This is a genomic window from Pseudomonas migulae, assembly GCF_043225285.1.
GTDB classification, from domain to species: Bacteria; Pseudomonadota; Gammaproteobacteria; order Pseudomonadales; family Pseudomonadaceae; genus Aquipseudomonas; species Aquipseudomonas migulae_C.
On sequence record NZ_CP171224.1, the window covers coordinates 96105 to 115739 of the forward strand.

20 protein-coding genes are annotated in these 19635 nt (G+C 61.7%); 9 read left to right on the plus strand and 11 right to left on the minus strand.

Annotation, left to right across the window (positions count from 1 at the left end; translation table 11 throughout):
* Positions 1-211 precede the first annotated feature (211 nt).
* Complete coding sequence (thpR, locus tag ACF6ZU_RS00550; protein WP_392889847.1) at positions 212-751, minus strand: RNA 2',3'-cyclic phosphodiesterase; 540 nt, start codon at positions 749-751, stop codon at positions 212-214.
* A gap of 60 nt (positions 752-811) precedes the next feature.
* Between thpR and ACF6ZU_RS00555 the strand changes: the two genes are divergently transcribed.
* Positions 812-1006: a hypothetical protein gene (locus tag ACF6ZU_RS00555; RefSeq protein WP_392889850.1), complete on the plus strand. Its 195-nt coding sequence runs from the start codon at positions 812-814 to the stop codon at positions 1004-1006.
* Positions 1007-1019: 13 nt separating this feature from the next.
* Here the strand turns inward: ACF6ZU_RS00555 and ACF6ZU_RS00560 are convergent, their stop codons facing one another.
* Both ACF6ZU_RS00560 and ACF6ZU_RS00565 read right to left on the minus strand, forming a co-directional pair.
* The gene (locus ACF6ZU_RS00560; protein WP_392889852.1) at positions 1020-1373 is read right to left on the minus strand and encodes a DUF1428 domain-containing protein; all 354 of its coding nucleotides are present in this window, start codon (positions 1371-1373) and stop codon (positions 1020-1022) included.
* Positions 1374-1390: 17 nt separating this feature from the next.
* Positions 1391-2458: a hypothetical protein gene (locus ACF6ZU_RS00565; protein WP_392889854.1), complete on the minus strand. Its 1068-nt coding sequence runs from the start codon at positions 2456-2458 to the stop codon at positions 1391-1393.
* Between the two features lie 431 nt (positions 2459-2889).
* Here ACF6ZU_RS00565 and ACF6ZU_RS00570 point away from each other — a divergent pair, with 431 nt between their 5' ends.
* Positions 2890-3150 carry a hypothetical protein gene (locus ACF6ZU_RS00570; protein WP_392889856.1) on the plus strand — a complete coding sequence of 87 codons (261 nt, stop codon included), beginning with the start codon at positions 2890-2892 and terminating at the stop codon, positions 3148-3150.
* Positions 3151-3161: 11 nt separating this feature from the next.
* Here the strand turns inward: ACF6ZU_RS00570 and ACF6ZU_RS00575 are convergent, their stop codons facing one another.
* Positions 3162-4049 carry a LysR family transcriptional regulator gene (locus ACF6ZU_RS00575; protein WP_392889858.1) on the minus strand — a complete coding sequence of 296 codons (888 nt, stop codon included), beginning with the start codon at positions 4047-4049 and terminating at the stop codon, positions 3162-3164.
* Between the two features lie 135 nt (positions 4050-4184).
* On the opposite strand from ACF6ZU_RS00575, the gene ACF6ZU_RS00580 reads away from it, so the two are divergent.
* Positions 4185-5594, plus strand: a complete 1410-nt coding sequence (locus ACF6ZU_RS00580) for an MFS transporter (RefSeq protein WP_392889860.1) — start codon at positions 4185-4187, stop codon at positions 5592-5594.
* A gap of 116 nt (positions 5595-5710) precedes the next feature.
* On the opposite strand, the gene ACF6ZU_RS00585 is transcribed toward ACF6ZU_RS00580, so the two are convergent.
* Positions 5711-6160 carry a cupin domain-containing protein gene (locus tag ACF6ZU_RS00585; RefSeq protein ID WP_392889862.1) on the minus strand — a complete coding sequence of 150 codons (450 nt, stop codon included), beginning with the start codon at positions 6158-6160 and terminating at the stop codon, positions 5711-5713.
* Positions 6161-6441: 281 nt separating this feature from the next.
* On the opposite strand from ACF6ZU_RS00585, the gene ACF6ZU_RS00590 reads away from it, so the two are divergent.
* Entirely contained in the window at positions 6442-7818 is a 1377-nt protein-coding gene (locus ACF6ZU_RS00590; protein ID WP_392889864.1) for a pyridoxal-phosphate dependent enzyme, read from the plus strand.
* Positions 7815-8993: a cystathionine gamma-synthase gene (locus ACF6ZU_RS00595; protein WP_392889866.1), complete on the plus strand. Its 1179-nt coding sequence runs from the start codon at positions 7815-7817 to the stop codon at positions 8991-8993. Before ACF6ZU_RS00590 ends, ACF6ZU_RS00595 begins: the two co-directional genes overlap by 4 nt.
* A 138-nt stretch (positions 8994-9131) precedes the next feature.
* On the opposite strand, the gene ACF6ZU_RS00600 is transcribed toward ACF6ZU_RS00595, so the two are convergent.
* Positions 9132-10232 (minus strand): polyamine ABC transporter substrate-binding protein, encoded by a 1101-nt coding sequence (locus ACF6ZU_RS00600; protein ID WP_392889868.1) that lies wholly within the window; start codon positions 10230-10232, stop codon positions 9132-9134.
* Positions 10233-11135: 903 nt separating this feature from the next.
* On the opposite strand from ACF6ZU_RS00600, the gene ACF6ZU_RS00605 reads away from it, so the two are divergent.
* The gene (locus ACF6ZU_RS00605) at positions 11136-11408 is read left to right on the plus strand and encodes a DUF2790 domain-containing protein (protein ID WP_392889870.1); all 273 of its coding nucleotides are present in this window, start codon (positions 11136-11138) and stop codon (positions 11406-11408) included.
* Between the two features lie 43 nt (positions 11409-11451).
* Here ACF6ZU_RS00605 and ACF6ZU_RS00610 read toward each other — a convergent pair whose 3' ends face one another.
* The 5 genes from ACF6ZU_RS00610 to ACF6ZU_RS00630 all read right to left on the minus strand — a co-directional run bounded on the left by ACF6ZU_RS00610 (position 11452) and on the right by ACF6ZU_RS00630 (position 17674).
* Positions 11452-12393, minus strand: a complete 942-nt coding sequence (locus tag ACF6ZU_RS00610; protein WP_392889872.1) for a LysR family transcriptional regulator — start codon at positions 12391-12393, stop codon at positions 11452-11454.
* A gap of 216 nt (positions 12394-12609) precedes the next feature.
* Entirely contained in the window at positions 12610-13560 is a 951-nt protein-coding gene (locus tag ACF6ZU_RS00615; RefSeq protein WP_392889874.1) for an aldo/keto reductase, read from the minus strand.
* Between the two features lie 16 nt (positions 13561-13576).
* Positions 13577-15049 (minus strand): efflux transporter outer membrane subunit, encoded by a 1473-nt coding sequence (locus ACF6ZU_RS00620; protein ID WP_392889877.1) that lies wholly within the window; start codon positions 15047-15049, stop codon positions 13577-13579.
* 19 nt (positions 15050-15068) lie between these two features.
* Positions 15069-16538 carry a DHA2 family efflux MFS transporter permease subunit gene (locus tag ACF6ZU_RS00625; RefSeq protein ID WP_392889880.1) on the minus strand — a complete coding sequence of 490 codons (1470 nt, stop codon included), beginning with the start codon at positions 16536-16538 and terminating at the stop codon, positions 15069-15071.
* Positions 16535-17674, minus strand: a complete 1140-nt coding sequence (locus ACF6ZU_RS00630) for an HlyD family secretion protein (RefSeq protein WP_392889883.1) — start codon at positions 17672-17674, stop codon at positions 16535-16537. Before ACF6ZU_RS00630 ends, ACF6ZU_RS00625 begins: the two co-directional genes overlap by 4 nt.
* Before the next feature lie 223 nt (positions 17675-17897).
* Here ACF6ZU_RS00630 and ACF6ZU_RS00635 point away from each other — a divergent pair, with 223 nt between their 5' ends.
* The 3 genes from ACF6ZU_RS00635 to ACF6ZU_RS00645 all read left to right on the plus strand — a co-directional run bounded on the left by ACF6ZU_RS00635 (position 17898) and on the right by ACF6ZU_RS00645 (position 19564).
* The gene (locus ACF6ZU_RS00635; protein WP_392889886.1) at positions 17898-18521 is read left to right on the plus strand and encodes a TetR/AcrR family transcriptional regulator; all 624 of its coding nucleotides are present in this window, start codon (positions 17898-17900) and stop codon (positions 18519-18521) included.
* 10 nt (positions 18522-18531) lie between these two features.
* Positions 18532-19062, plus strand: coding sequence for a G/U mismatch-specific DNA glycosylase (gene mug / locus ACF6ZU_RS00640; RefSeq protein WP_392889889.1), 531 nt, complete (start codon positions 18532-18534; stop codon positions 19060-19062).
* A gap of 73 nt (positions 19063-19135) precedes the next feature.
* Entirely contained in the window at positions 19136-19564 is a 429-nt protein-coding gene (locus ACF6ZU_RS00645) for a nuclear transport factor 2 family protein (RefSeq protein WP_392889891.1), read from the plus strand.
* The last annotated feature ends 71 nt before the right edge of the window (positions 19565-19635 follow it).

A 19635-nucleotide genomic window follows, 5' to 3' on the forward strand; every position in this document is an offset into this window, starting at 1 on the left:
ACATTTGATCGGTTGTGATAACAAATATTGTGTCCGACACCAATCCCCTGCGGGAGCGAGCCTGCTCGCGATGAGGCCACCACTGGCAACACAACATTCAACTGTTTCCGTTCACGCAGCGTCTTACCACCGCTGCATCCTCTCCTGCAGAACGGCCTCACCTGGCTTCCTCGGTTAAGGTGAGTTCGGCGCCCTCCTCGGGCGCCTTTTTTTATGCCGGCACCAGCGGCCATTCGGCCAGCGCCCGGTAACGCCCCTTGTGCGATTCAAACAACGCAAATCGATCCGCCCGCAGGAAAAACTCCGGCGGCGTTGGCGATTCCGGCGCCGGTGTGCGGTAGTCACGCATCAACGTCAGGTGCGGCCGAAACTCCTTCGGCGCGTCCTCGAACCCGAACGGTAGCATCGCCTGCTCCAGCGCATACACCAGCCGCAACAGCTCCGGCGGCGCCTGTTCCGGCGCGAGCACCAAAGCCCCTGCCCTGCGCCAGACATCCAGCCGGTCCAGGGCGATCCGCAACGGTTCACCCGGCACGCGAACCTTCGCCGCCGCCGTACAGACTTCGCCAATCTGCGCCACGCCCACCGCGCCCAGAAACAGCAGCGTCAGGTGAAAATTTTCCACCGGCACCGGACGTCCGTTGCGCAACTGCAACGCGGCGCGCCAGTGGCCGATGGCCTTGCGTTGCTCGGGCGAACAGCTCAAAGCAAAAAACAGCCGCTTGACCGGCTCCGGGGTTTCGTCGCTCACGCCTGGCACCTCCTGGCATGCACGTTATAGTTGAACCAACCGAATCAACGGGAGGGGGCCATGCGAGAAATCATCAGCAAAGAGCCATGGTGGGCCATGCCACCGCAGCCCGGCCAGGATGAGTCAGAGCTGGAATGGGGCTGGCTAGTTCACTATAGCGAAGGTGAGCCGCGTTTCGAGTTTGTCCGGGAGCGACCGACGGACAGCGAGATCCGCAATCGCAAGAGTTGCAGGATCACCCCGACGCCGGAGTGACCCTGTCTCGGGTTCAAGCTTTCACGATCATTTCAAAACCACCAAACACCAGACGCTGGCCATCGAACGGCATCGGGTTGACGTCCGGCTGCATGCGCGGATCGTGCATGAGTTTTTCCATCCCGGCGTCGCGGGTCGCCTTGTCGGGCCAGATGATCCAGGAAAACACCACGGTTTCCTCTTCCTTGAGTTTCACCGCCATCGGAAACGACGTCACCTTGCCGTCGGGCACATCGTCGCCCCAGCATTCGGCCAGGCTCAGGGCGCCGTTCTCCTTGAAAATCGCCGCGGCGGTTTCGGCGTGTTTTTTGAATTTTTCGCGATTGGCGGTGGGTACGGCGGCGAGGAAGCCATCAACGTAGGACATGTTCGTACTCCTTCGGTTTATGGGTCAATCTGCGGGTTAGTCGGTTCCGGCGGACTCCAATCGACAGCGCCGCTGCCCGAACTGACCGACGGTACGTCGGCACTCCCCGCCAGATTGCCCTCGATCTGCCCTGCCATGTACAGGGTGCCCGCCATGACGCCGGTGGTAGGGTTCTGCACCAGTTTTATCCAGGCCTTGTCGAAGGTGTTGCCCAGACTGCTACGAATCAGCGCCTCGCTGTCCGGCCGGTCGCTGGCCTGGATCAGCGCGCGAATCCCCGCCACACCCACGGTAATCAGCCCCCCGGCAAGTTTGCCCGCCGCGGCAGCCACCGCGCTGGCCGCCCCACGCGGGGCCATTTCCGCTTCCATACGCTGACTGGCGCGTTTGGCCACCGGCGCCATAGCCGTTTCAGTCGAATCAACGCCCTTGCTGCCACCGGCCTTGTGGATCTTGTCGATCAGCGCGGCGTAGGCCGGCAACGTGTTCAGCGGCTGGGTGTGCACGACCTGGTACAGCGAAGCGTCCCGGGCCGGCGGCGGGCCCAGGGCGATGGCGGGGATTTTCTGGATACGGCCATTGAGCTGGGCCATGGGCACGCCGTGGCGCTGGGAGATTTTCTGCAGTTCTTCCTGAAGGATGTCGACGTAGAACGCCGTCGCCAGGCCAAGGATCTGGTCGGGGTCGATTTCCACCGCGACCGGCGCCAGCACGCGCTTCTGGTATTGCTCCAGCAGATACTCCGCCAGGCGTTTTGCCGAGGCGTCCTGCTCGCCCTGGGCGCTGAGGGTGTACCAGCTGACTTTCATCGACAGCCATTCCTGGGTCCAGTAGCTGCTGAACCAGGGGATGAAGTTTTCTTCGGTCAGCTGATAGACCCGCGTCCGCCAGTAGTCCATGGCGCCGCGTGCGTAGATTTTCGACTGTTCGGTGGCGGATTGGGACGCGGCGACGATGTCCCGGTCCACTTGCTGCCAGGTGCTCTGGGAAATGATCACCGGCGGCGCTGGCGCCGGAGCACGCACCGGCGTGGCGCAGCCGGCCAACACCAACAGCACGGCGACGATCAGCGAACGCAGGTTCAAGGTCGCGGTGTCCTACAGAGGTCCCCCGGACAGGACATTCGGGGGGTTATAAGCATTCTGATTTGAGTATAGGCGGCGAGTTCCGGGGAAGAGGTTGTTGCTGAGGGCCTCATCGCGAGCAGGCTCGCTCCTACAGGAGATCAGGGTCGTTCACAAATCTGCGTCCCACTACAAACCACTGTAGGAGCGAGCCTGCTCGCGATGAGGCCCCCAAATACACCACAAAAACCCGACCATCACTTACATCGATATTCACCATCGCCGCGAATGCCTTCCGCTCTAAAACCGTCAGCGTAGGATCAACCTCAATCCACCACGAAACCCGAACCGGAGGGCCGAATCATGTTGATCCATCTGCTGACCTGCCTGGCCCTGACAGCTTTCACGCTGAGCGTTTTTTCGTGGTACGTCCTGACCGAGGAGCGCACATCATGATCCACATCGTCACCCTTTCCGTGAGCTTTCCAGTGTTCGGCACCAACTACTACTCGCAGCAGGTCGTGTCGCGCAAAGCGCTGTCGCTGGTGTTCGACAAAAACTTCGAAGCGCTGCTGATGCCCGCCGCCGGCCACCACTTCAGCAACGAAGTGATCGGGCTCAACGATCAGTTCCGCTTTTTAAATGATGTGCTGACCGAGCATCTGCTGGATGCCGAGATGGCGCAGCATTCTTCCCGGTCGTTCACGTTCTGAGACTCGCCGCTTCACGCACAGACCTCACGTACACAACCCCGCAACCAGCGGTGTACAGGATCGGCGTCCAACCGTGGATGCCAGAGCATCGAAACCGTGAGCGCCGGCAGGGAAAACGGCAGCGCAAAACTGTGCAGGTCCGCCCGCAGGTTTTCCGTGTGACGTTCGGGGACCGTAGCGATCAGATCCGTGGCACGGGCCAGCGCCAGGGCGGTCGAGAAACCGGCGACGATGGTCACCACCTGCCGCTCCAGTAGTAGCGTCGCCAGCGCCTCATCGACCGGCCCCTTGTCGAGCCCACGCCGTGAGACGCTGATGTGCCCGCCCGCCGCATAACGTTGCGCGGTGATATCGCCCTCACTCAACGGATGCCCCTTGCGCACCACGCCGATGAAGCAGTCGCGAAACAATCCCTGGGTCCGCAATTCGGGGCCCGACGCCTTCCCCACCACGCCGGTTTCCAGATCGACGCTGCCGTCACGCAACGCGGTGCTGTCCTTGTCGGGCTTGTGCATGAAGCGCAGGCGGATGCCGGGAGCTTGTTCGGCGAGACGGGCAATCAGCGGTGCGCCGAAGTTTTCGACAAAGCCTTCGCTGGTGCGCAGCGTGAAGGTACGGGCCAGTTGTTGCAGGTCTGGCTGCTGCGCCGGACGCAGCACCGCTTCGGCGTCCTGTACCAGCTGGCTGACCCGCTCACGCAACTCCAGCGCCCGGGGCGTGGCTACCAGTCCGCGTCCGGCCCTGACCAGCAACGGATCGCCGGTGGTCTCGCGCAACCGCGCCAACGCCCGGCTCATCGCAGAAGGGCTCAACCGCAGGCGCTTGGCGGCGCGCGCCACGCTGCCTTCGGCGAGCAACACATCGAGGGTGACCAGCAAGTTGAAATCAGGAGTGGACATGGCGCGCCCCGCGGCAAGGTGAGATGGCGTTGTACGCACGAATAAAGTGCAACCCATGCGTCTTCCGCCATGTTAGGCCCCGGCGTAGATTTGCGACAGCTCCACTTCGGGAGTGGCCAGATCCAGGGGAACCGCATGAAGCCGACTATCGCCATCGCCGACAACCCATCACCGACAACCGCCGTGCGCTGGGCATTGATCAGCCTTTCACTGTCGATGCTGCTGTCCTCTCTCGGCACCAGCATCGCGAATGTCGGGTTGCCGACGCTGGCCCAGGTGTTCGACGCAACATTTCAGCAGGTGCAATGGGTCGTGATCGCCTACCTGCTGGCGATCACCACGTTGATTGTCAGCGTCGGCCGGCTCGGAGATCTGCTCGGGCGTCGACGTCTGCTGCTCGGCGGCATCGGCGTGTTCACGCTGGCCTCGGCCCTCTGCGGTCTGGCGCCGACGCTGGGGTTGTTGATTGGCGCCCGGGCGCTGCAAGGTCTAGGCGCCGCGATCATGATGGCGCTGACCATGGCCTTCGTCGGTGAAACCGTGGCGAAAGACAAAACCGGCAGCGCCATGGGCTTGCTCGGGACGATGTCGGCGATTGGCACCGCCATGGGACCGTCGCTTGGCGGCTTGATGATCGACGGTCTGGGCTGGCGGGCAATCTTCTTTGTCAGTGTGCCGCTGGGCCTGCTGACGTGGTTGCTGGCGCATCGTCATTTACCCGCTGACCGGCAGAAACCAGCGAACGGGCGTACCAGGTTCGATGCGTGGGGCACATTGGTGTTGGCGTTGACTTTGGCGGCTTACGCACTGGCCATGACCCTCGGTCGCGGTGACTTCGGCTCGCTCAATATCGGGTTGTTGCTGACGGCGGTTTTTGGCGGCGGGCTGTTTGTGTTCGTCGAGCGCAGAGTCGCCTCCCCGCTGATACGGCTGGCGATGTTCCGCGATCCGTTGCTGTGCGGCAGCCTGGCCATGAGCACCCTGGTTGCGACGGTGATGATGGCGACGCTGGTGGTCGGGCCGTTCTACCTCGCCCAAGGGCTGGGATTGAATGCGGTGGTGGTCGGGCTGGTGCTGGCGGCCGGGCCGTGCGTGGCTGCGTTCACCGGCGTGCCTGCCGGGCGGCTCGCCGACTGTTTTGGCGCGCAGCGAATGACCGTGGCCGGGTTGATGGCGATGGCTGTCGGTTGCCTCACGCTGTCGATGTTGCCACAGGCGTATGGCATCAGCGGGTACGTGGCGCCGATGGTGGTGATCACGCTCGGTTATGCGGTGTTCCAGACGGCGAACAACACCACGGTGATGACCGATGTAGCGCCGGACCAGCGCGGTGTCATCTCGGGCATGCTCAATCTCTCGCGCAACCTGGGGCTGATCACCGGCGCCTCGGCGTTGGGCGCGGTGTTTGCCTGGGCGGCCGGGATCACGAATGCGCAGCCCGAAGCCGTGGCCCACGGGATGCGGGTTACTTTCGCGGTGGCATTGGGGTTGATCGTTGTTGCGTTGGTCGTTGCTCTAATCAGCCGCACACGCAATCCCCTGTAGGAGCCAGCTTGCTGGCGATGGACTCAAGTGCGCCGCGTTTAACCGGTTGGCACGCGTTATCGTTGACGACCATCGCCGGCAAGCCGGCTCCTACAGGGATTTGCGGTGTATTAGGTTTACTGCTTGATCACCACCAACGGCTCGCCTTTTTTCACGATGTACGTCGCCAGCTCCGAGCCGGTTTTTGTCCCGACGTTTTTGGCGATGTGCGCAACACCAGCCGGGATGTACAGCGAATCACCAGCTTTCAGGGTAACCGGTGGCTGGCCTTCCAGTTGATATTCGAAGGTGCCATCGATCACATAAGCCACTTCCACACCCGGATGGGAGTGGTTGGGCGAGGACACGCCCGGATCGATATCGACCCGGACCTGGATCACTTCTTGCCCGGCGACGTCGAGGTCCCTTTTCAACAGATCGGTGCGATGAATGCCTGTCTGCCAGCTTTTCGCAGGGGCTTTCACTTCTTCGGCCTGGGACACGCCCGAGAACGCGGCGAGCGCAGCAGTGGTGACAACAGCGACACCGAGCATTTTGACGGCGTGACGAGCGTTGATACGGAACATGGCATTTCTCCGGTTTAGACCGTTGGGGAGGACTCCATTAAAGGGGCGCCGTGTATCCCGCTCGTGTCGCCGATGCCGTGGTTTTGTAAGCGTAGTTGGCTGCTGGCCTTGCCGATACGTTGGGATACAAGCGTGCGCCCGGTGACCGGCTGGCCGTGCAAGGTTGCGAGTGTCGCATTCGCGGCCTATGGTCCAAACGATGCATTGCTGGCGACTGGCACGCGAGGAAGCGTGGCCGGTTGCTGTCCTTCCCGTGCGAATGCCCGCAAAGAGGTGACAACATGCCGAACGACTCCCGCCCTGCCGTGCTTGAACTGATCGGTAATACACCCCTGGTGCGCGTCAGCCGTTTTGATACCGGCCCGTGCACGCTGTTTCTCAAGCTCGAGTCGCAGAACCCCGGCGGCTCGATCAAGGACCGCATCGGCCTGGCGATGATTGACGCCGCCGAACGCGACGGCCGGCTCAAACCCGGCGGCACCATCGTCGAAGCCACCGCCGGCAACACCGGGCTTGGCCTGGCCTTGGTCGGTCGCGCCAAAGGGTATCGGGTGGTGCTGGTGGTGCCCGACAAGATGTCCACCGAGAAAGTGCTCCACCTGAAAGCCATGGGCGCCGAGGTGCACATCACCCGCTCCGACGTCGGCAAGGGCCATCCCGATTATTACCAGGACGTCGCGGCGCGCCTGGCGCAAGAGATTCCCGACGCGTTTTTCGCCGACCAGTTCAACAACCCCGCCAACCCGCTCGCCCATGAGTGCAGCACCGCGCCGGAAATCTGGGCGCAGACCCAGCATGACGTCGATGCCATCGTCGTCGGTGTCGGTTCGGCCGGCACGCTGACTGGGTTGACCCGATTCTTCAAGCGCGTGCAGCCGAACCTGACCATGGTGCTGGCCGACCCGGTGGGCTCGGTGATGGCTGAATACAGCCGCAGCGGCACCATGACAACCCCCGGTTCCTGGGCCGTGGAAGGCATCGGTGAAGACTTCATTCCGTCGATTGCCGACCTGTCCAGCGTGGGCCACGCCTATTCGATCAGCGACGAAGAAAGCTTCGAGCACGCCCGCCAACTGCTGCGCGCCGAGGGCATTCTCGGCGGTTCGTCGACCGGCACCTTGCTGGCGGCCGCCCTGCGCTATTGCCGCGAACAGACCGAACCGAAACGCGTGGTCAGTTTCGTCTGCGACACCGGCACGCGCTATCTGTCGAAGGTCTACAACGACCAATGGATGAACGACCAAGGCTTGCTGGCGCGCAAACCTTACGGCGATCTGCGCGACGTGATCGCGCGGCGTTTCGAGGATGGCCGGGTGATCAGCGTCAGCCCCGACGACACCTTGCTGACCGCGTTCCAGCGCATGCGCCTGGCGGATGTCTCGCAGTTGCCGGTGCTGACGGAGGGCAAGCACCTGGTCGGCGTGATCGACGAATCCGACATTCTGCTGGGCATGGCGGAGGACCCTTCACACTTCCGCTTGACCGTGGCCAGCGCAATGACCGACAAAGTACAAACCCTGCCGGCCAGCGCCAACATGGCCGAACTGCAGGCAGAACTCGATCGCGGGCTGGTGGCGATCATCGCCGACGCGGCGGGCTTCCACGGCCTGATTACCCGCGTCGACCTGCTCAATCATTTGCGGAGATCCCTTGCATGAGTCAACACGATGAAAACGCCGCGTCACGTGCCTTCGCCACGCGGGTGATCCACGCGGGGCAAGCGCCGGACCCGACCACCGGGGCGTTGATGCCGCCGATTTATGCCAACTCCACCTACCTGCAACAGAGCCCCGGCGTGCACAAGGGCTTCGATTACGGGCGCTCGCACAACCCGACGCGCTTCGCCCTGGAGCGCTGCGTCGCCGACCTTGAAAGCGGCACCCAGGCCTTCGCGTTCGCTTCCGGGCTGGCGGCGATTTCCACGGTGCTGGAACTGCTCGACGCCAGCTCGCACATCGTCTCCGGCAACGACCTCTACGGCGGCACCTTCCGCCTGTTCGACAAAGTGCGCAAACGCAGCGCCGGGCATCGCTTCAGCTTCATCGACCTGACGGACCTGGCGGCCTTCGAAGCGTCGTTGCAGGACGACACGAAAATGGTCTGGGTCGAGACCCCGAGCAATCCGTTGCTGAGCCTGACCGACCTCGCCGCCGTCGCGCGCCTGTGCCGCGACCGCGGCATCATCTGCGTGGCCGACAACACCTTCGCCAGCCCGTGGATTCAGCGCCCGCTGGAGCTGGGTTTCGACATCGTGCTGCACTCGACAACCAAGTACCTGAACGGCCACTCCGACGTGATCGGCGGCATCGCCGTGGTCGGGAAAAATCCGGAACTGGCCGAGCGCCTGGGTTTCCTGCAGAACTCGGTGGGCGCCATCGCCGGGCCGTTCGACGCGTTCCTGACCCTGCGCGGCGTGAAGACCCTGGCGCTGCGCATGGAGCGTCACTGCAGCAACGCGCTGGAACTGGCGCAATGGCTGGAACGCCAGCCGCAAGTCGCGCGCGTTTACTATCCGGGCCTGCCGTCGCACCCGCAGCATGAATTGGCGAAACGGCAGATGCGCGGTTTCGGCGGGATGATTTCCGTGGACCTGAAGACTGACCTGGCGGGCGCCAAACGCTTTCTCGAGAACGTGAGCATCTTCGCGCTCGCCGAAAGCCTGGGCGGCGTGGAAAGCCTGATCGAACACCCGGCGATCATGACCCACGCCACCATCCCCGCCGATACCCGTGCGCAGCTTGGCATTGGCGATGGGTTGGTGCGGTTGTCGGTGGGGGTTGAGGATGTCGAGGATTTGCGGGCGGATCTGGCGCAGGCCTTGAAGCGGATCTGAACACCAGAACTGTAGGAGCGAGCTTGCTCGCGATGGACGTTAACGATAACGCGTGTTACCCGAATGAACGCGTTATCCGAACGTTTTTCGCGAGCAGGCTCGCTCCTACAGGGGACACGGTGCCAGGTCGATCAGGGATTATGCGCCGGACTTGATGCTGGTCCAGACCCGTGTGCGCACCCGTTCAAGCTTTTGCGGCAACGGTTGCACCACGTACAGCGTCTTCAACGCTTCGCTGGTCGGCGTCAGGTTCGGGTTGCCGGTGATGTCCTTGTTGATCAGGACGAGCGAGTCTTTGTTCGCGTTGGGGTAGCCGAGGAAATCACTGATCGGGGCGATGACTTTCGGGTCCATCAGGTTGTTGAGAAACTCGTGGGCTTCCTCGACGTTTTTCGCGCTTTTAGGGATGGCGAAGGTGTCGAACCAGATCGGCGCGCCTTCCTTCGGCAAGCGCCAGTCGACCACCACGCCGTTGCCCGCTTCTTTCGCACGATTGCCGAACTGGTAGAAGCTGCCGGAGTAACCGATGGCGACGCAGATATCGCCGTTGGCGATGTCGGTCATGTACTTGGCGGAGTTGAAGTAGGTGACGTAAGGGCGAATCTTCAGCATCAGCGCCTTGGCTTTTTCATAGTCGTCCGGGTTCTGGCTGTTCGGGTCCAGGCCCAGGTAGTGCAGCGCCAGCGGCAGGATTTCCGACGGTGAGTCGAGCATCGCTACGCCACAGGATTTGAGCTTTTCCATGTTCTCCGGCTTGAACACCAGGTCCCAACTGTCCACCGGTGCATTCTCGCCCAGCGCGGCCTTGACCTTGGCCGGGTTGAAGCCGATCAGCACGGTGCCGTACATGTAGGGCACGCCGTACTGGTTGCCCGGGTCGTTCTTGTCCAGCAATGCGAGCAGTGCCGGGTCCTGATGCTTCCAGTTCGGCAACTTGGACTTGTCGAGTTTCTGGAACACACCGGCCTTGATCTGGGTTTCGATGAACTGGTTTGACGGCACGACCAGGTCGTAGCCCGAGTTGCCGGTTAGCAGCTTCGCTTCCAGGGATTCGTTGGTGTCGAAGGTGTCCCAGGTCACTTTGATTTTGGTCTTGTCGGCGAAATCCTTGGGCACCGACGGCAGGATGTAATCCGCCCAGTTGTACACCCGCAATTCGCGCTGTTCGGCGTGCACGGCGCTGGCCAGCAGCGTCAGCCCACAAACGGTGGCGCCCAGTATGCGTTTCATCGTGACCATGAATGAATTCCCCAAGTGTGTCGCGTTGGTTTTTATGTTTTGTACACGGCAGGTCTTGAAAATTGCCAAGGGCAAGCAAAACGGGATTCTAGTTGTGGATTGGCGAGTGTGCCGGAACGGCAGTACTGATTTGATTCTTGCTGACGGGCTGGCGGGTTCATAGTGCGAGGTCGGCCAAAAGGGGATCGAAATGGCCAATATCGGTGTCCCGGTGGATCCGGTGGCGATGACGGCATGATAGCCAGGTAATACGCGATCCTTGTAGGAGCCGGCTTGCCGGCGATGGCGTTCGTCTAGTCAATGAATGATTGATTGACCCGCCGCTATCGCCGGCAAGCCGGCTCCTACAGGTTTCGCGACAGTTAGAAAATCAGTGGCATCACCCCAACCTGGCGAATAGAAATCCATAAAAAAGCCCGCACAAGGCGGGCTTCGGGATTTGAGTAGGTGGCCGGTGCTGGTCTCCGGCTTACAAGGTTTATCAGGACTCTCACACAAGAGTTTTGTGCTCTTGTGCTTCACACGGCATAAGGGCTGGATCTCAGCGCGGAGATCTTTCTAACCGTGTACCCTTCGGAACGCGCCCCACGTATCCTTGCCATCCGCTTGCGCATCAGTCTGCGTCTTCACCTACACGTTCAAGACTAGTACACCCTTCGCCGTGCGTCTCGGGGGTTTTTAGACCGATTTCGTCCACCGCGAAACCTCGCAGAAATCAAACAAACTAACCGCCCGCCAAGGTCACCAAAGGCATACCTGCGCAAACTGGCAACAGTGTTTGTCCAGTCGCCCGCTATTTGCATCCCCGACAAACCCCTAGCATCGACTTCACCCAGCGAGTAAACGAGTCAAGCCTCAACCAACTCGCGAAGTAACCCTTAAACCCGATGCGAAGGTGACCCCATGAAAAGTTTGAAGATCGCGCTGTTTCTGGCCCTTGCCGGCGTTGCCGCCCAGGCCTTCTCGGATGAAAGCCCTGCCAATACGGCGGCCAGCCAGATTCCGGTTGAAACCTACGCTTACGGCATGAAACTGGATATCCAGAAAATCATCACCGTGTCGGAGACCGGCGACGAATGTGCCCCCGTGCCGAAGCAAATGACTTATGAAGATTCACAGGGTCAACGCCATATCCTGCAGTACCAAGTGATGGGAACCGGTTGCTCGAACGGTTGAGGACCGTGCGGAAGATGGAGGGTCGACACTCCATGCCTGCCGCTCAATAAGGTTTTCCTGCCGCCGCGACAACTTCCTTGTTCGCCGCCAATAACCTCGGTATGTAGTCTTTCAGAAACTCCACCCAGGTCTTGATCTTCGCATCGACGAACTTACGCGATGGATAGATCGCAAACACGCTGAACTCCTCGAAGTGATACTCCGGCAAAATGCGCACTAACGTGCCTGCCTTCAAACCCTCTACCGCAGAAGCAATCGGTTGAATGCCGATGCCCATGCCCTTCTTGATCGCGACGGTCATCGCATCGGCGGTATTGACGTGAAACGCCGACAGCGGAATGTTCACCGTCTCCACGCCATCCGGCCCCTCGAATGCCCAGTTTTCAGCCGGCATGACCGTGTTCACGATCCGCAAGCACTCATGCTCGCCGAGCGCCCCCGGAGTGTCGGGACGGCCGCGCTTCTGCAAATACTCAGGTGAAGCGCAAAGGATGCTGTAGGTGACGCCCAGCCGTTGTGCGACAAACCCGGAATCGGGCAGGTCTCGCGCCAGCACGATCGACATGTCATAGCCCTCCTCCAACAGGTCCGGCAGGCGATTGGTCACGGTCAGGTCAAACATCACCGTCGGATGGGTTTCCCGGTATTTGGCGATGGCATCGATCACGTAATGATTGCCGATGGCGGACATCGCATGAATCTTCAGCCGGCCCACCGGAACGGTGTGGGCAGTGCCCGCCTCCTCATCGGCTTCGCGCATCTCTTCGAGGATTTTCTCGCAGCGTTGCAGATAACGGACGCCGGCTTCGGTCAGCGCCAGACGCCGTGTCGTGCGGTTGATCAGACGTGTTTGCAGCCGCGCTTCCAGGCTGGTGACTGCTTTCGATACGTTGGTCGTGGTGGTGTCCAGGAGCTGCGCGGCGGCCGTGAAACTGCCGGTTTGAGCGACGGCAACGAAAAACCGCATGGTCTGGAAAATGTCCATCGTTGAGCCTCTGGATAGCGGATTCCCGGTAAACACAATAACTGTAGGAGCCAGCTTGCTGGCGATGAATTCAAGTGCGCCGCGGTGAACCAGTCAGCACACGTAATCGTTAACGTCCATCGCCAGCAAGCTGGCTCCTACAGTGGATCGCGTCAACGTTGAATAATGGAAAGCAAAAAAGGCGGCCTTACTCAAGGCCGCCCTGCTCATCCTGGGTTACTTCTTGCGCGGAATAAACCCCGGCACGCCGGTTTCGACCACCGAGTTGAAGCGGATCCGGGTGGTGATGTCTTGCTTGATCTCCAGCATGGCCCGGGTGGGCAAGGTCGAAAGATCGAAGTTTTCCCGGATATGGCTCGGTGTCGCCGACGTGGTAAGAAACGCCACACCGCGCTGCACGGACCAGGCCAGCGCCACTTGCGCCGGGGTTTTCTGCACGCGCCGGGCGATGCCGGTGATCACCGCGTCTTCCAGTACCGCGGGCTCCATGCCATGCCCGAGGGGCGCAAACGCCAGGACGATAATTCCATGTTGTTTGCAGAACTCGACCAGTTCCCATTCCGGCAGGTAAGGATGGGCTTCGACTTGCACCACAGAAGGCTTGATCCGCGCCTCGGCGACAATCGCCTGCAAGGCCGGCAGCGTGATATCCGACAGGCCGATGGACTTGCAGCGTCCCTCGTCCACCAGACGCTCGAGCGCCCGCCACGTTTCGATCAGCGTGACGCCTGAATCGTAGATGACGTTGCCCTGCTCATCCCGTGGGTCCTGGTTGTCGCCGGGCTGAAAGGCGAACGGCGTGTGAATCAGGTAGCAATCGATGTAGTCGACCTGAAGGCGTCGGCAACTGGCTTCAAACGCCGGTTGCACACGCTCGGGACGGTGGTTGGTGTTCCACAGTTTGGTGGTGATGAACAGGTCTTCGCGGCGGATCTTGCCGGCCTCGAGGGTTTCCCTGATCGCCACGCCGACGCTCTCCTCATTGCGATAGCGCTCGGCGCAATCGAAATGGCGAAAGCCGGCGTCCAGCGCGTCCTTGATCGCCTGGGTGGTGACACTGAGGTCGCGAAACAACGTGCCGAATCCGACAGCGGGCATTGCACCGTTGCCGTGGTTGAGCGCAAATCGGGTATCGCGAAGGTCATCGTGAAACGCTTCGTAAGTCATGTCGTTACTCCAATCTTCATTGATAAGCAGGTGTCCGGCTTTCGCGAGACGCAACCCGTTGCTCGGACGCACCGACGGCGTTGCCGCCGAGCGCTATGTACAGGCGCACCGTGTCGAGGTATTGCGCCGTCTTCACACGAATCTGGCCGAGCAACGCCTGCTGATAGGCACGCTCCGCTTCCAGTACCTGGAGGATGCTGTTCTCGCCCTGGGCGTAGGCCTGCTGGTTCAGTTGCAGGCTGGTTTGCGCCGCGCGCAAGGCGTCTTCCTGGGCGAGGTTTTCCTCGGCGTCATGGTTGATGGCTTGCAGCGTGTCGGCGACCTGGCCAAACGAACTGATCACGGTCTGTTGATAGCCGGCGAGCGTCGCGTTGTAGCCTTCGACCGCCGCCTGCCGTTCAGCCTTGAGCGTGCCGCCATCGAAAATCGGCCCCGCCAGCCCCGCGGCAAAACCCCAGAGCGCGGCGCCGCCATTGCCCGAAGCGGCTTGCGCCAATGAAGCGGACAGCGTGACGTGCGGATAAAGGTTGGCGGTCGCGACACCGACGGCGGCGCTGGCCATGTGCAGTTGCGCTTCGGCCTGCTGCACATCCGGACGGTCGTGGGCCAATTCCGACGGCACGCTGACGGGCACGTTGGCTGGCAGGACGAATTCTTCGAGGTCGAAGTCCGGCGCAATCCAGTCGCCCGGGCCTTTGCCGGTCAGGATCGACAGCGCGTGACGCGCCGAATCGCGCTGCTGCGCAAGGGGCGGCAGCAAGGTGCGGTCCTGCGCCAGTCGCGTTTCCGCCAGCGACACATCGATCTGCGTGGTGCTGCCGTTGGCGTGGGCCATGCGCACCAGTTCGAGGTTCTTGGCGTCATTGGCCAACAGCTTCTCGACCGCGCGCATCTGCGCATTGGCCGATGCCACCAGCAAAGCCTGGCTGGCGACGCTGCCGGTCAACGTCAGGTACGCCGCGTCGTAGCGATGCTTTTGCAAGTCGGTCAACGCGTCCTGCTGTTCCACCAGGCGCTTGTTGCCGCCGAAGGCATCGAGGTCGAAACCGACCCGTGGCCCGATCGCATAGAAGTTGGAAACCGACGGTTCTTTAGCGTTATGAACCCGCTGCCGACCGGCCTGGGCGCCGAAATCGACCTGCGGATACAACACGCCTTCCGCCGCCGCGACCGATGACGCGGCCTGGCGGATCGTCGCATCCGCCGCGACGAGTTCAAGGTTGCCGTCGATGGCGCGCCGCACCACCTTGTCGAGCTTGGGCGATTGAAACGCCGACCACCAATCGCCCCCGACCTTGCGGCCCAGGTCAATCCGCCGTTCACCGCTCAGGCGCTGCTCGGCTTGTTGATCGTAGTGCTGCGAGGTGCTCGGCGGCTGCATCCGATAGTCGGGGCCGACGGTGCAAGCGCTCAGGAATGCCAGCGCTGCCATCGCGCCGAAGGTGTTTTTGAAGCTGGATCCTTTGATAAAGCGTGCTGGAGATTTCATTGGGCAAACTCCACGAAAACTATTGAGCCGCAACCGGCTTGCGAAGAAAGACAACCAGTGGGCTGACCACCAGCATCGCCACCATCAAAATCTTGAATTGGTCGACCACCGCGATAAACGCCGCCTGGCCGGTGATCATTTCGTTGAGTCCCGCCAGCGCCGGCAGCGAAGCCGACGCAGCGGCGTGGTATGGCGTGATGTTGCTGACCAGCGCCATGTGCATCGCCTGCGTGTTGTTGAAGAAAAACAACTGCACGATCGCCACGCCGAGGGTGCTGCCGTAGACCCGGGACAGATTGAACAAACCGGTGCCTTCCGGGCGCAGGGTCGGGTCGAGCGTGCTGAACGCGACCTTGGTCAGCGACGGCATGAGGATGCCGATGCCGATCCCCTGAATCGCGCCCGCCACCGCCACGGGCGACCAGTCCATCAGCGGCGAGTAACCGAGCATCAGCCAGTTGGCGTAAATCACCACGGCCACGCCAGCCGCGACGAACCAGCGGCGGTCGAAACGCTCGGGAACACGGCCCATCAACAGGAACGCACCGACCAGCCCGATGCCGCGCGGGATCGTCAACGAGCCCGTGGTGTCCGGCGGGTAGCCGAGGATCTCGTCGAGCATCGGCGAGGTCAGCGCCATGGTCGACAACAGCACGAAACCGACGGCGAAGAAGATGATCGTCGACAGCACGAAGTTGCGATCATCAAACAGGCGCTTGTTGAGGAAATGCACCTTCCTCGTCAGCACATGCACCGCGAACAGGTAGAGCCCCAAGGCACAGCCCAGCGCTTCCAGCCAGATCTCGGTCGAGGCGAACCAGTCCAGGCGTTCGCCTCGGTCAAGCAGCATTTGCAGGCTGATCAAACCGAGGGTGAAGGTGCCGAAACCGAAGAAGTCGAACGCCGGCGCCTTGTCGGCTTTCTTCTCCTTGAGCAGCAGCGTTATCACCAGCAAGCTGTACGCGGCCAGCGGCAGGCTGACGTAGAAGATCGGCCGCCAGTCGTAATGCTCGCCGATCCAGCCACCGATGCTCGGGCCGCTGACAATGCCGAACAGCACGATGGCCGTCCAGGTGGCGCCGAACTTCGCCCGTTTCTCCATGGGCAGGGTCTCCAGGGCAATCGCCATCGACAGCGGCGCGAGCACGCCACTCGCCAGGCCCTGGATGATCCGCGCACCGATGAACGCCAGCGGTGTCGTCGCCAGTGTCGCCAACACCAGGCCTAGCACGAAAAACGCCAGCGCCAACTGATAAACGCGTTTCAAGCCATGACGCGCAGCGAGCCATTGCGCGATCGGCATGGTGATCGCACTGGCCGCGAGGTAGGCGGTGAAGATCCAGCCGGCCTGGTCGTCGGTCATCGACAGGCTGCCCTGAATCAACCGCAGCACCGCGTTCGGCAACGGCAGGTTCGCCGATTGCATGTAAGTCACCAGCAGCGCGACAACTCTCAATGCCCGCGCGCCCTCTCCCGCCGAGGCGTTCATGACTCGGCACCGACGGACAACAGTGCTTTGAGCGGGTGCCACCAAGGAGCGCGATAACCGGTGTCGACCTTGACCGTGGCGCTGGTCCCCGAGTACAGCGGCAGCGCCGGGCTGATGTCGTCGAGCTCAAGACGCACCGGAACCCGCTGTACCACCTTGACCCAGTTGCCGGTGGCGTTTTCCGGCGGCAGCAAGGCGAAATCCGAGCCGGCGCCGGGGCTCATGCTGGTCACATGGGCCTTGAACACGTGATCCGGGTAGGTATCGATGCGGATGGTCGCTTCCTGGCCCGGACGCATGTGCGTCACCTGGGTTTCGCGAAAGTTGGCCTCGATCCAGATCTCACGCTCGGACAGCAGCGCAAAGGCTGGCGCGCCGTTGTTGACGTAGTTGCCGACCTGCAAGTCGTCGACCTTGGCGACGATGCCATCGTCCGGCGCGTACACCGTTGCGTAGGAAAGGTAGAGCTGCGCCTCGTCGAGCTGCGCCCTGGCTTCGCGAACCGTCGGGTGGCTGTCGGCGTTGATGTCCGGATTTCCGTTCAAGGCAACGACGGTGTTGGCGATCTGTTGCTGGATCGACGCAATGCGTTGGCGCGCCACTTTCAGGTCGGTGTCCGCACGCTCGTAAACGGCGCGGGAGACAAACTCGGAGGCCACCAGCGCTTTCTTGCGGGTGAACTCTTTCTGGTCGAAATCCGCCGACTCCCGGGCCGATTGCAACTCGGCCTGTTGCTGGCGATAACTGGCCTTGAGCCCATCGATGCGCAACTTGGCCACGCTCAACTGTGCTTCGGCACGGTCAACCGCGATCTGCAACGGCTTCGGGTCGATCCGGAACAGCACCTGGCCTTTATGCACGAGCTGGTTGTCCTCGACCGCGATGTCGACCACTTGCCCGGAAATGCGCGCATTGATCGACGCCTTCGCCACCCTGGCGTAGGCGTTATCGGTGGAGACAAAGGGCTCGCCCGCCAGGTAATGCGAGTAGCCGACGACCGCGAACAGCACCGGTACGCCGACCATCAGCAGCGGTCGCAGTGTTTGCTTGAGCGGTTTCCTGCCAGGCGCGTCAACGGCGTTCGGCCCTGGCTGCTCGAAGGTTTGTGAAGCGGGAATATCGAACTGTCTGGTCATGATCGAATGCACCTTTAACCGGGAAATCGGGCTAATACCCACTAAAACAGCCTTACCGTGCGCAAAAAGGAGGATCGCTCCGCCGCACCTGTTTCGTAGCCGCTTCACCCCGTTCGAGCTCCGCTACAACAAACCTTCAACCAAGGAATTTCTGATTCCTTAATTTTGTGCGATGGTGTAAGAATATCCCCACGCCAACCTCCATTCAAGGATTTTGTACGACATGGCACAAAATAAAACCTCAGAGGGCAAAGGCCGCGGCCGCCCTCGCGCCTACGACCCGCAGACCGCCTTGCAACAGGCACTGGGGGTGTTCTGGAGCACCGGCTATTCCGGCGCCTCGCTGGACAGCATCGCCACGGCGGCGGGCATGAACCGGCCGAGCCTGTACGCGGCGTTCGGCGACAAGCACGCGCTGTACATCAAAGCGCTGGAGCAATACTGGGAATTTGCGGCGGCGGCCATGCACGGCGCGCTGACGGACGAAGCACTGACGCTGCGTGAGGCGTTGACGCAGTTTTATGAAGGCCAGCTGGCGATCTATTTTTCCGGTGAAGGCCAACCCCGGGGCTGCTTCGCGATCGGCACCGCCACCACGGAAGCCGTTGAGGATCCGGAAATCCGCGACGTGCTGTCGGACCGGCTGAGCCGGCTGGATGCCGATCTGGAAGTGCGGCTGCGCGCAGCGATCGACAAGGGAGAGTTGAAGGACGATGTCGACCCGTCGGCCCTCGCCGTGCTCGCCTCCTCCCTGCTGCACAGCATTTCGATCCGGGCGCGGGCGGGCAAATCCCGTGACGAGTTGTCGGAACTGGCGCGCAACGCGGTCAACGTCATCTGCGGTTGAGGTGTTCAACGTGAGCGAAGGACTCGAAGACATCCTGGCCGAGCATCTGGCGGTGATTTTTTGCGGCATCAATCCGGGGATGCTGGCCGCCGCCCGGGGGCATCACTTCGCCGGCCGGGGTAATCGCTTCTGGCGCACGCTGTACCTCGCAGGCTTTACGCCGGAGGAAGTGAAACCGGAAAACGACCGCACGCTCTTGCACTATCAATGCGGCCTGACCGCCGTGGTGGACCGGCCCACGGCGCGGGCGGATCAGCTCTCGGCCGATGAGTTCACTGCCGCTGCCGCGAATTTCGAACTGAAGATTGCGCGGCATGCGCCACGTTTTGTCGCCTTCCTGGGCAAGGCGGCGTATTGCGCGCTGACCGGTCAGCGACAAGTTCCATGGGGGCTTCAGCCAAAACCGTTCGGGAACGCAGCCGTCTGGATTCTGCCCAATCCCAGTGGACGAAACCTGGCGTTCACGCTTGACCAGCTGGTTGCCGCTTACCGCGAACTCAATGTGGCTGCCACCATCGACCGCTTGAATGCATCGCCATAAACAGACCTTCGGACCCATTGCGATACAGTCGCTGGCAACGCTTTCAGAACAACAACAAAACAGGAGTTGAACCATGTCTGAACTGAACCTGCAGCCCAACGCCGCCGCTTCGCTGGCCCAATGGCACGAGATGATCCGCCAGGGTGACCTCAAAGGCCTGCCCGCTCTGCTCGACCCGAAAGCGGTGTTCCGCTCGCCCATGGCCCACACGCCGTACCCGGGCGCACCGGTGGTCGCGATGATTCTGAACACCGTGGTCGAGGTCTTTGAAGACTTCAAATACCACCGTGAATTGTCGACGGCGGATGGCTTGAATGTGGTTCTCGAATTCAGCGCGAAGGTCAGCGGAAAAGAGCTCAAGGGCATCGACATGATCCGCTTCGACGAGCACGGCAAAATCGTCGAGTTCGAGGTCATGGTTCGTCCGTTGAGCGGCTTGCAGGCGCTGGGTGAGGAAATGGGTCGTCGTCTCGGCGCTTACCTCGCGGCCAGCAAGGCGTGAAGCGCGCCGGCTCCTACACGGCCCTTGTAGGAGCCGGCTTGCCGGCGATGGCGTCACCTCGATTCCAAAGC

Coding starts and splice junctions, on each gene's coding strand:
- ACF6ZU_RS00555 (WP_392889850.1), top strand. CDS start 812: ATGCGAGAAATCATCAGCAAAGAGCCATGGTGGGCCATGCCACCGCAG.
- ACF6ZU_RS00595 (WP_392889866.1), top strand. CDS start 7,815: ATGAGTCAACACGATGAAAACGCCGCGTCACGTGCCTTCGCCACGCGG.
- ACF6ZU_RS00635 (WP_392889886.1), top strand. CDS start 17,898: ATGGCACAAAATAAAACCTCAGAGGGCAAAGGCCGCGGCCGCCCTCGC.
- ACF6ZU_RS00615 (WP_392889874.1), bottom strand. CDS start 13,560: ATGACTTACGAAGCGTTTCACGATGACCTTCGCGATACCCGATTTGCG.
- ACF6ZU_RS00625 (WP_392889880.1), bottom strand. CDS start 16,538: ATGAACGCCTCGGCGGGAGAGGGCGCGCGGGCATTGAGAGTTGTCGCG.
- ACF6ZU_RS00610 (WP_392889872.1), bottom strand. CDS start 12,393: ATGGACATTTTCCAGACCATGCGGTTTTTCGTTGCCGTCGCTCAAACC.
- ACF6ZU_RS00585 (WP_392889862.1), bottom strand. CDS start 6,160: ATGTTCCGTATCAACGCTCGTCACGCCGTCAAAATGCTCGGTGTCGCT.
- ACF6ZU_RS00570 (WP_392889856.1), top strand. CDS start 2,890: ATGATCCACATCGTCACCCTTTCCGTGAGCTTTCCAGTGTTCGGCACC.
- ACF6ZU_RS00630 (WP_392889883.1), bottom strand. CDS start 17,674: ATGACCAGACAGTTCGATATTCCCGCTTCACAAACCTTCGAGCAGCCA.
- ACF6ZU_RS00580 (WP_392889860.1), top strand. CDS start 4,185: ATGAAGCCGACTATCGCCATCGCCGACAACCCATCACCGACAACCGCC.
- ACF6ZU_RS00605 (WP_392889870.1), top strand. CDS start 11,136: ATGAAAAGTTTGAAGATCGCGCTGTTTCTGGCCCTTGCCGGCGTTGCC.
- ACF6ZU_RS00575 (WP_392889858.1), bottom strand. CDS start 4,049: ATGTCCACTCCTGATTTCAACTTGCTGGTCACCCTCGATGTGTTGCTC.
- ACF6ZU_RS00620 (WP_392889877.1), bottom strand. CDS start 15,049: ATGAAATCTCCAGCACGCTTTATCAAAGGATCCAGCTTCAAAAACACC.
- ACF6ZU_RS00600 (WP_392889868.1), bottom strand. CDS start 10,232: ATGGTCACGATGAAACGCATACTGGGCGCCACCGTTTGTGGGCTGACG.
- ACF6ZU_RS00560 (WP_392889852.1), bottom strand. CDS start 1,373: ATGTCCTACGTTGATGGCTTCCTCGCCGCCGTACCCACCGCCAATCGC.
- ACF6ZU_RS00645 (WP_392889891.1), top strand. CDS start 19,136: ATGTCTGAACTGAACCTGCAGCCCAACGCCGCCGCTTCGCTGGCCCAA.
- ACF6ZU_RS00590 (WP_392889864.1), top strand. CDS start 6,442: ATGCCGAACGACTCCCGCCCTGCCGTGCTTGAACTGATCGGTAATACA.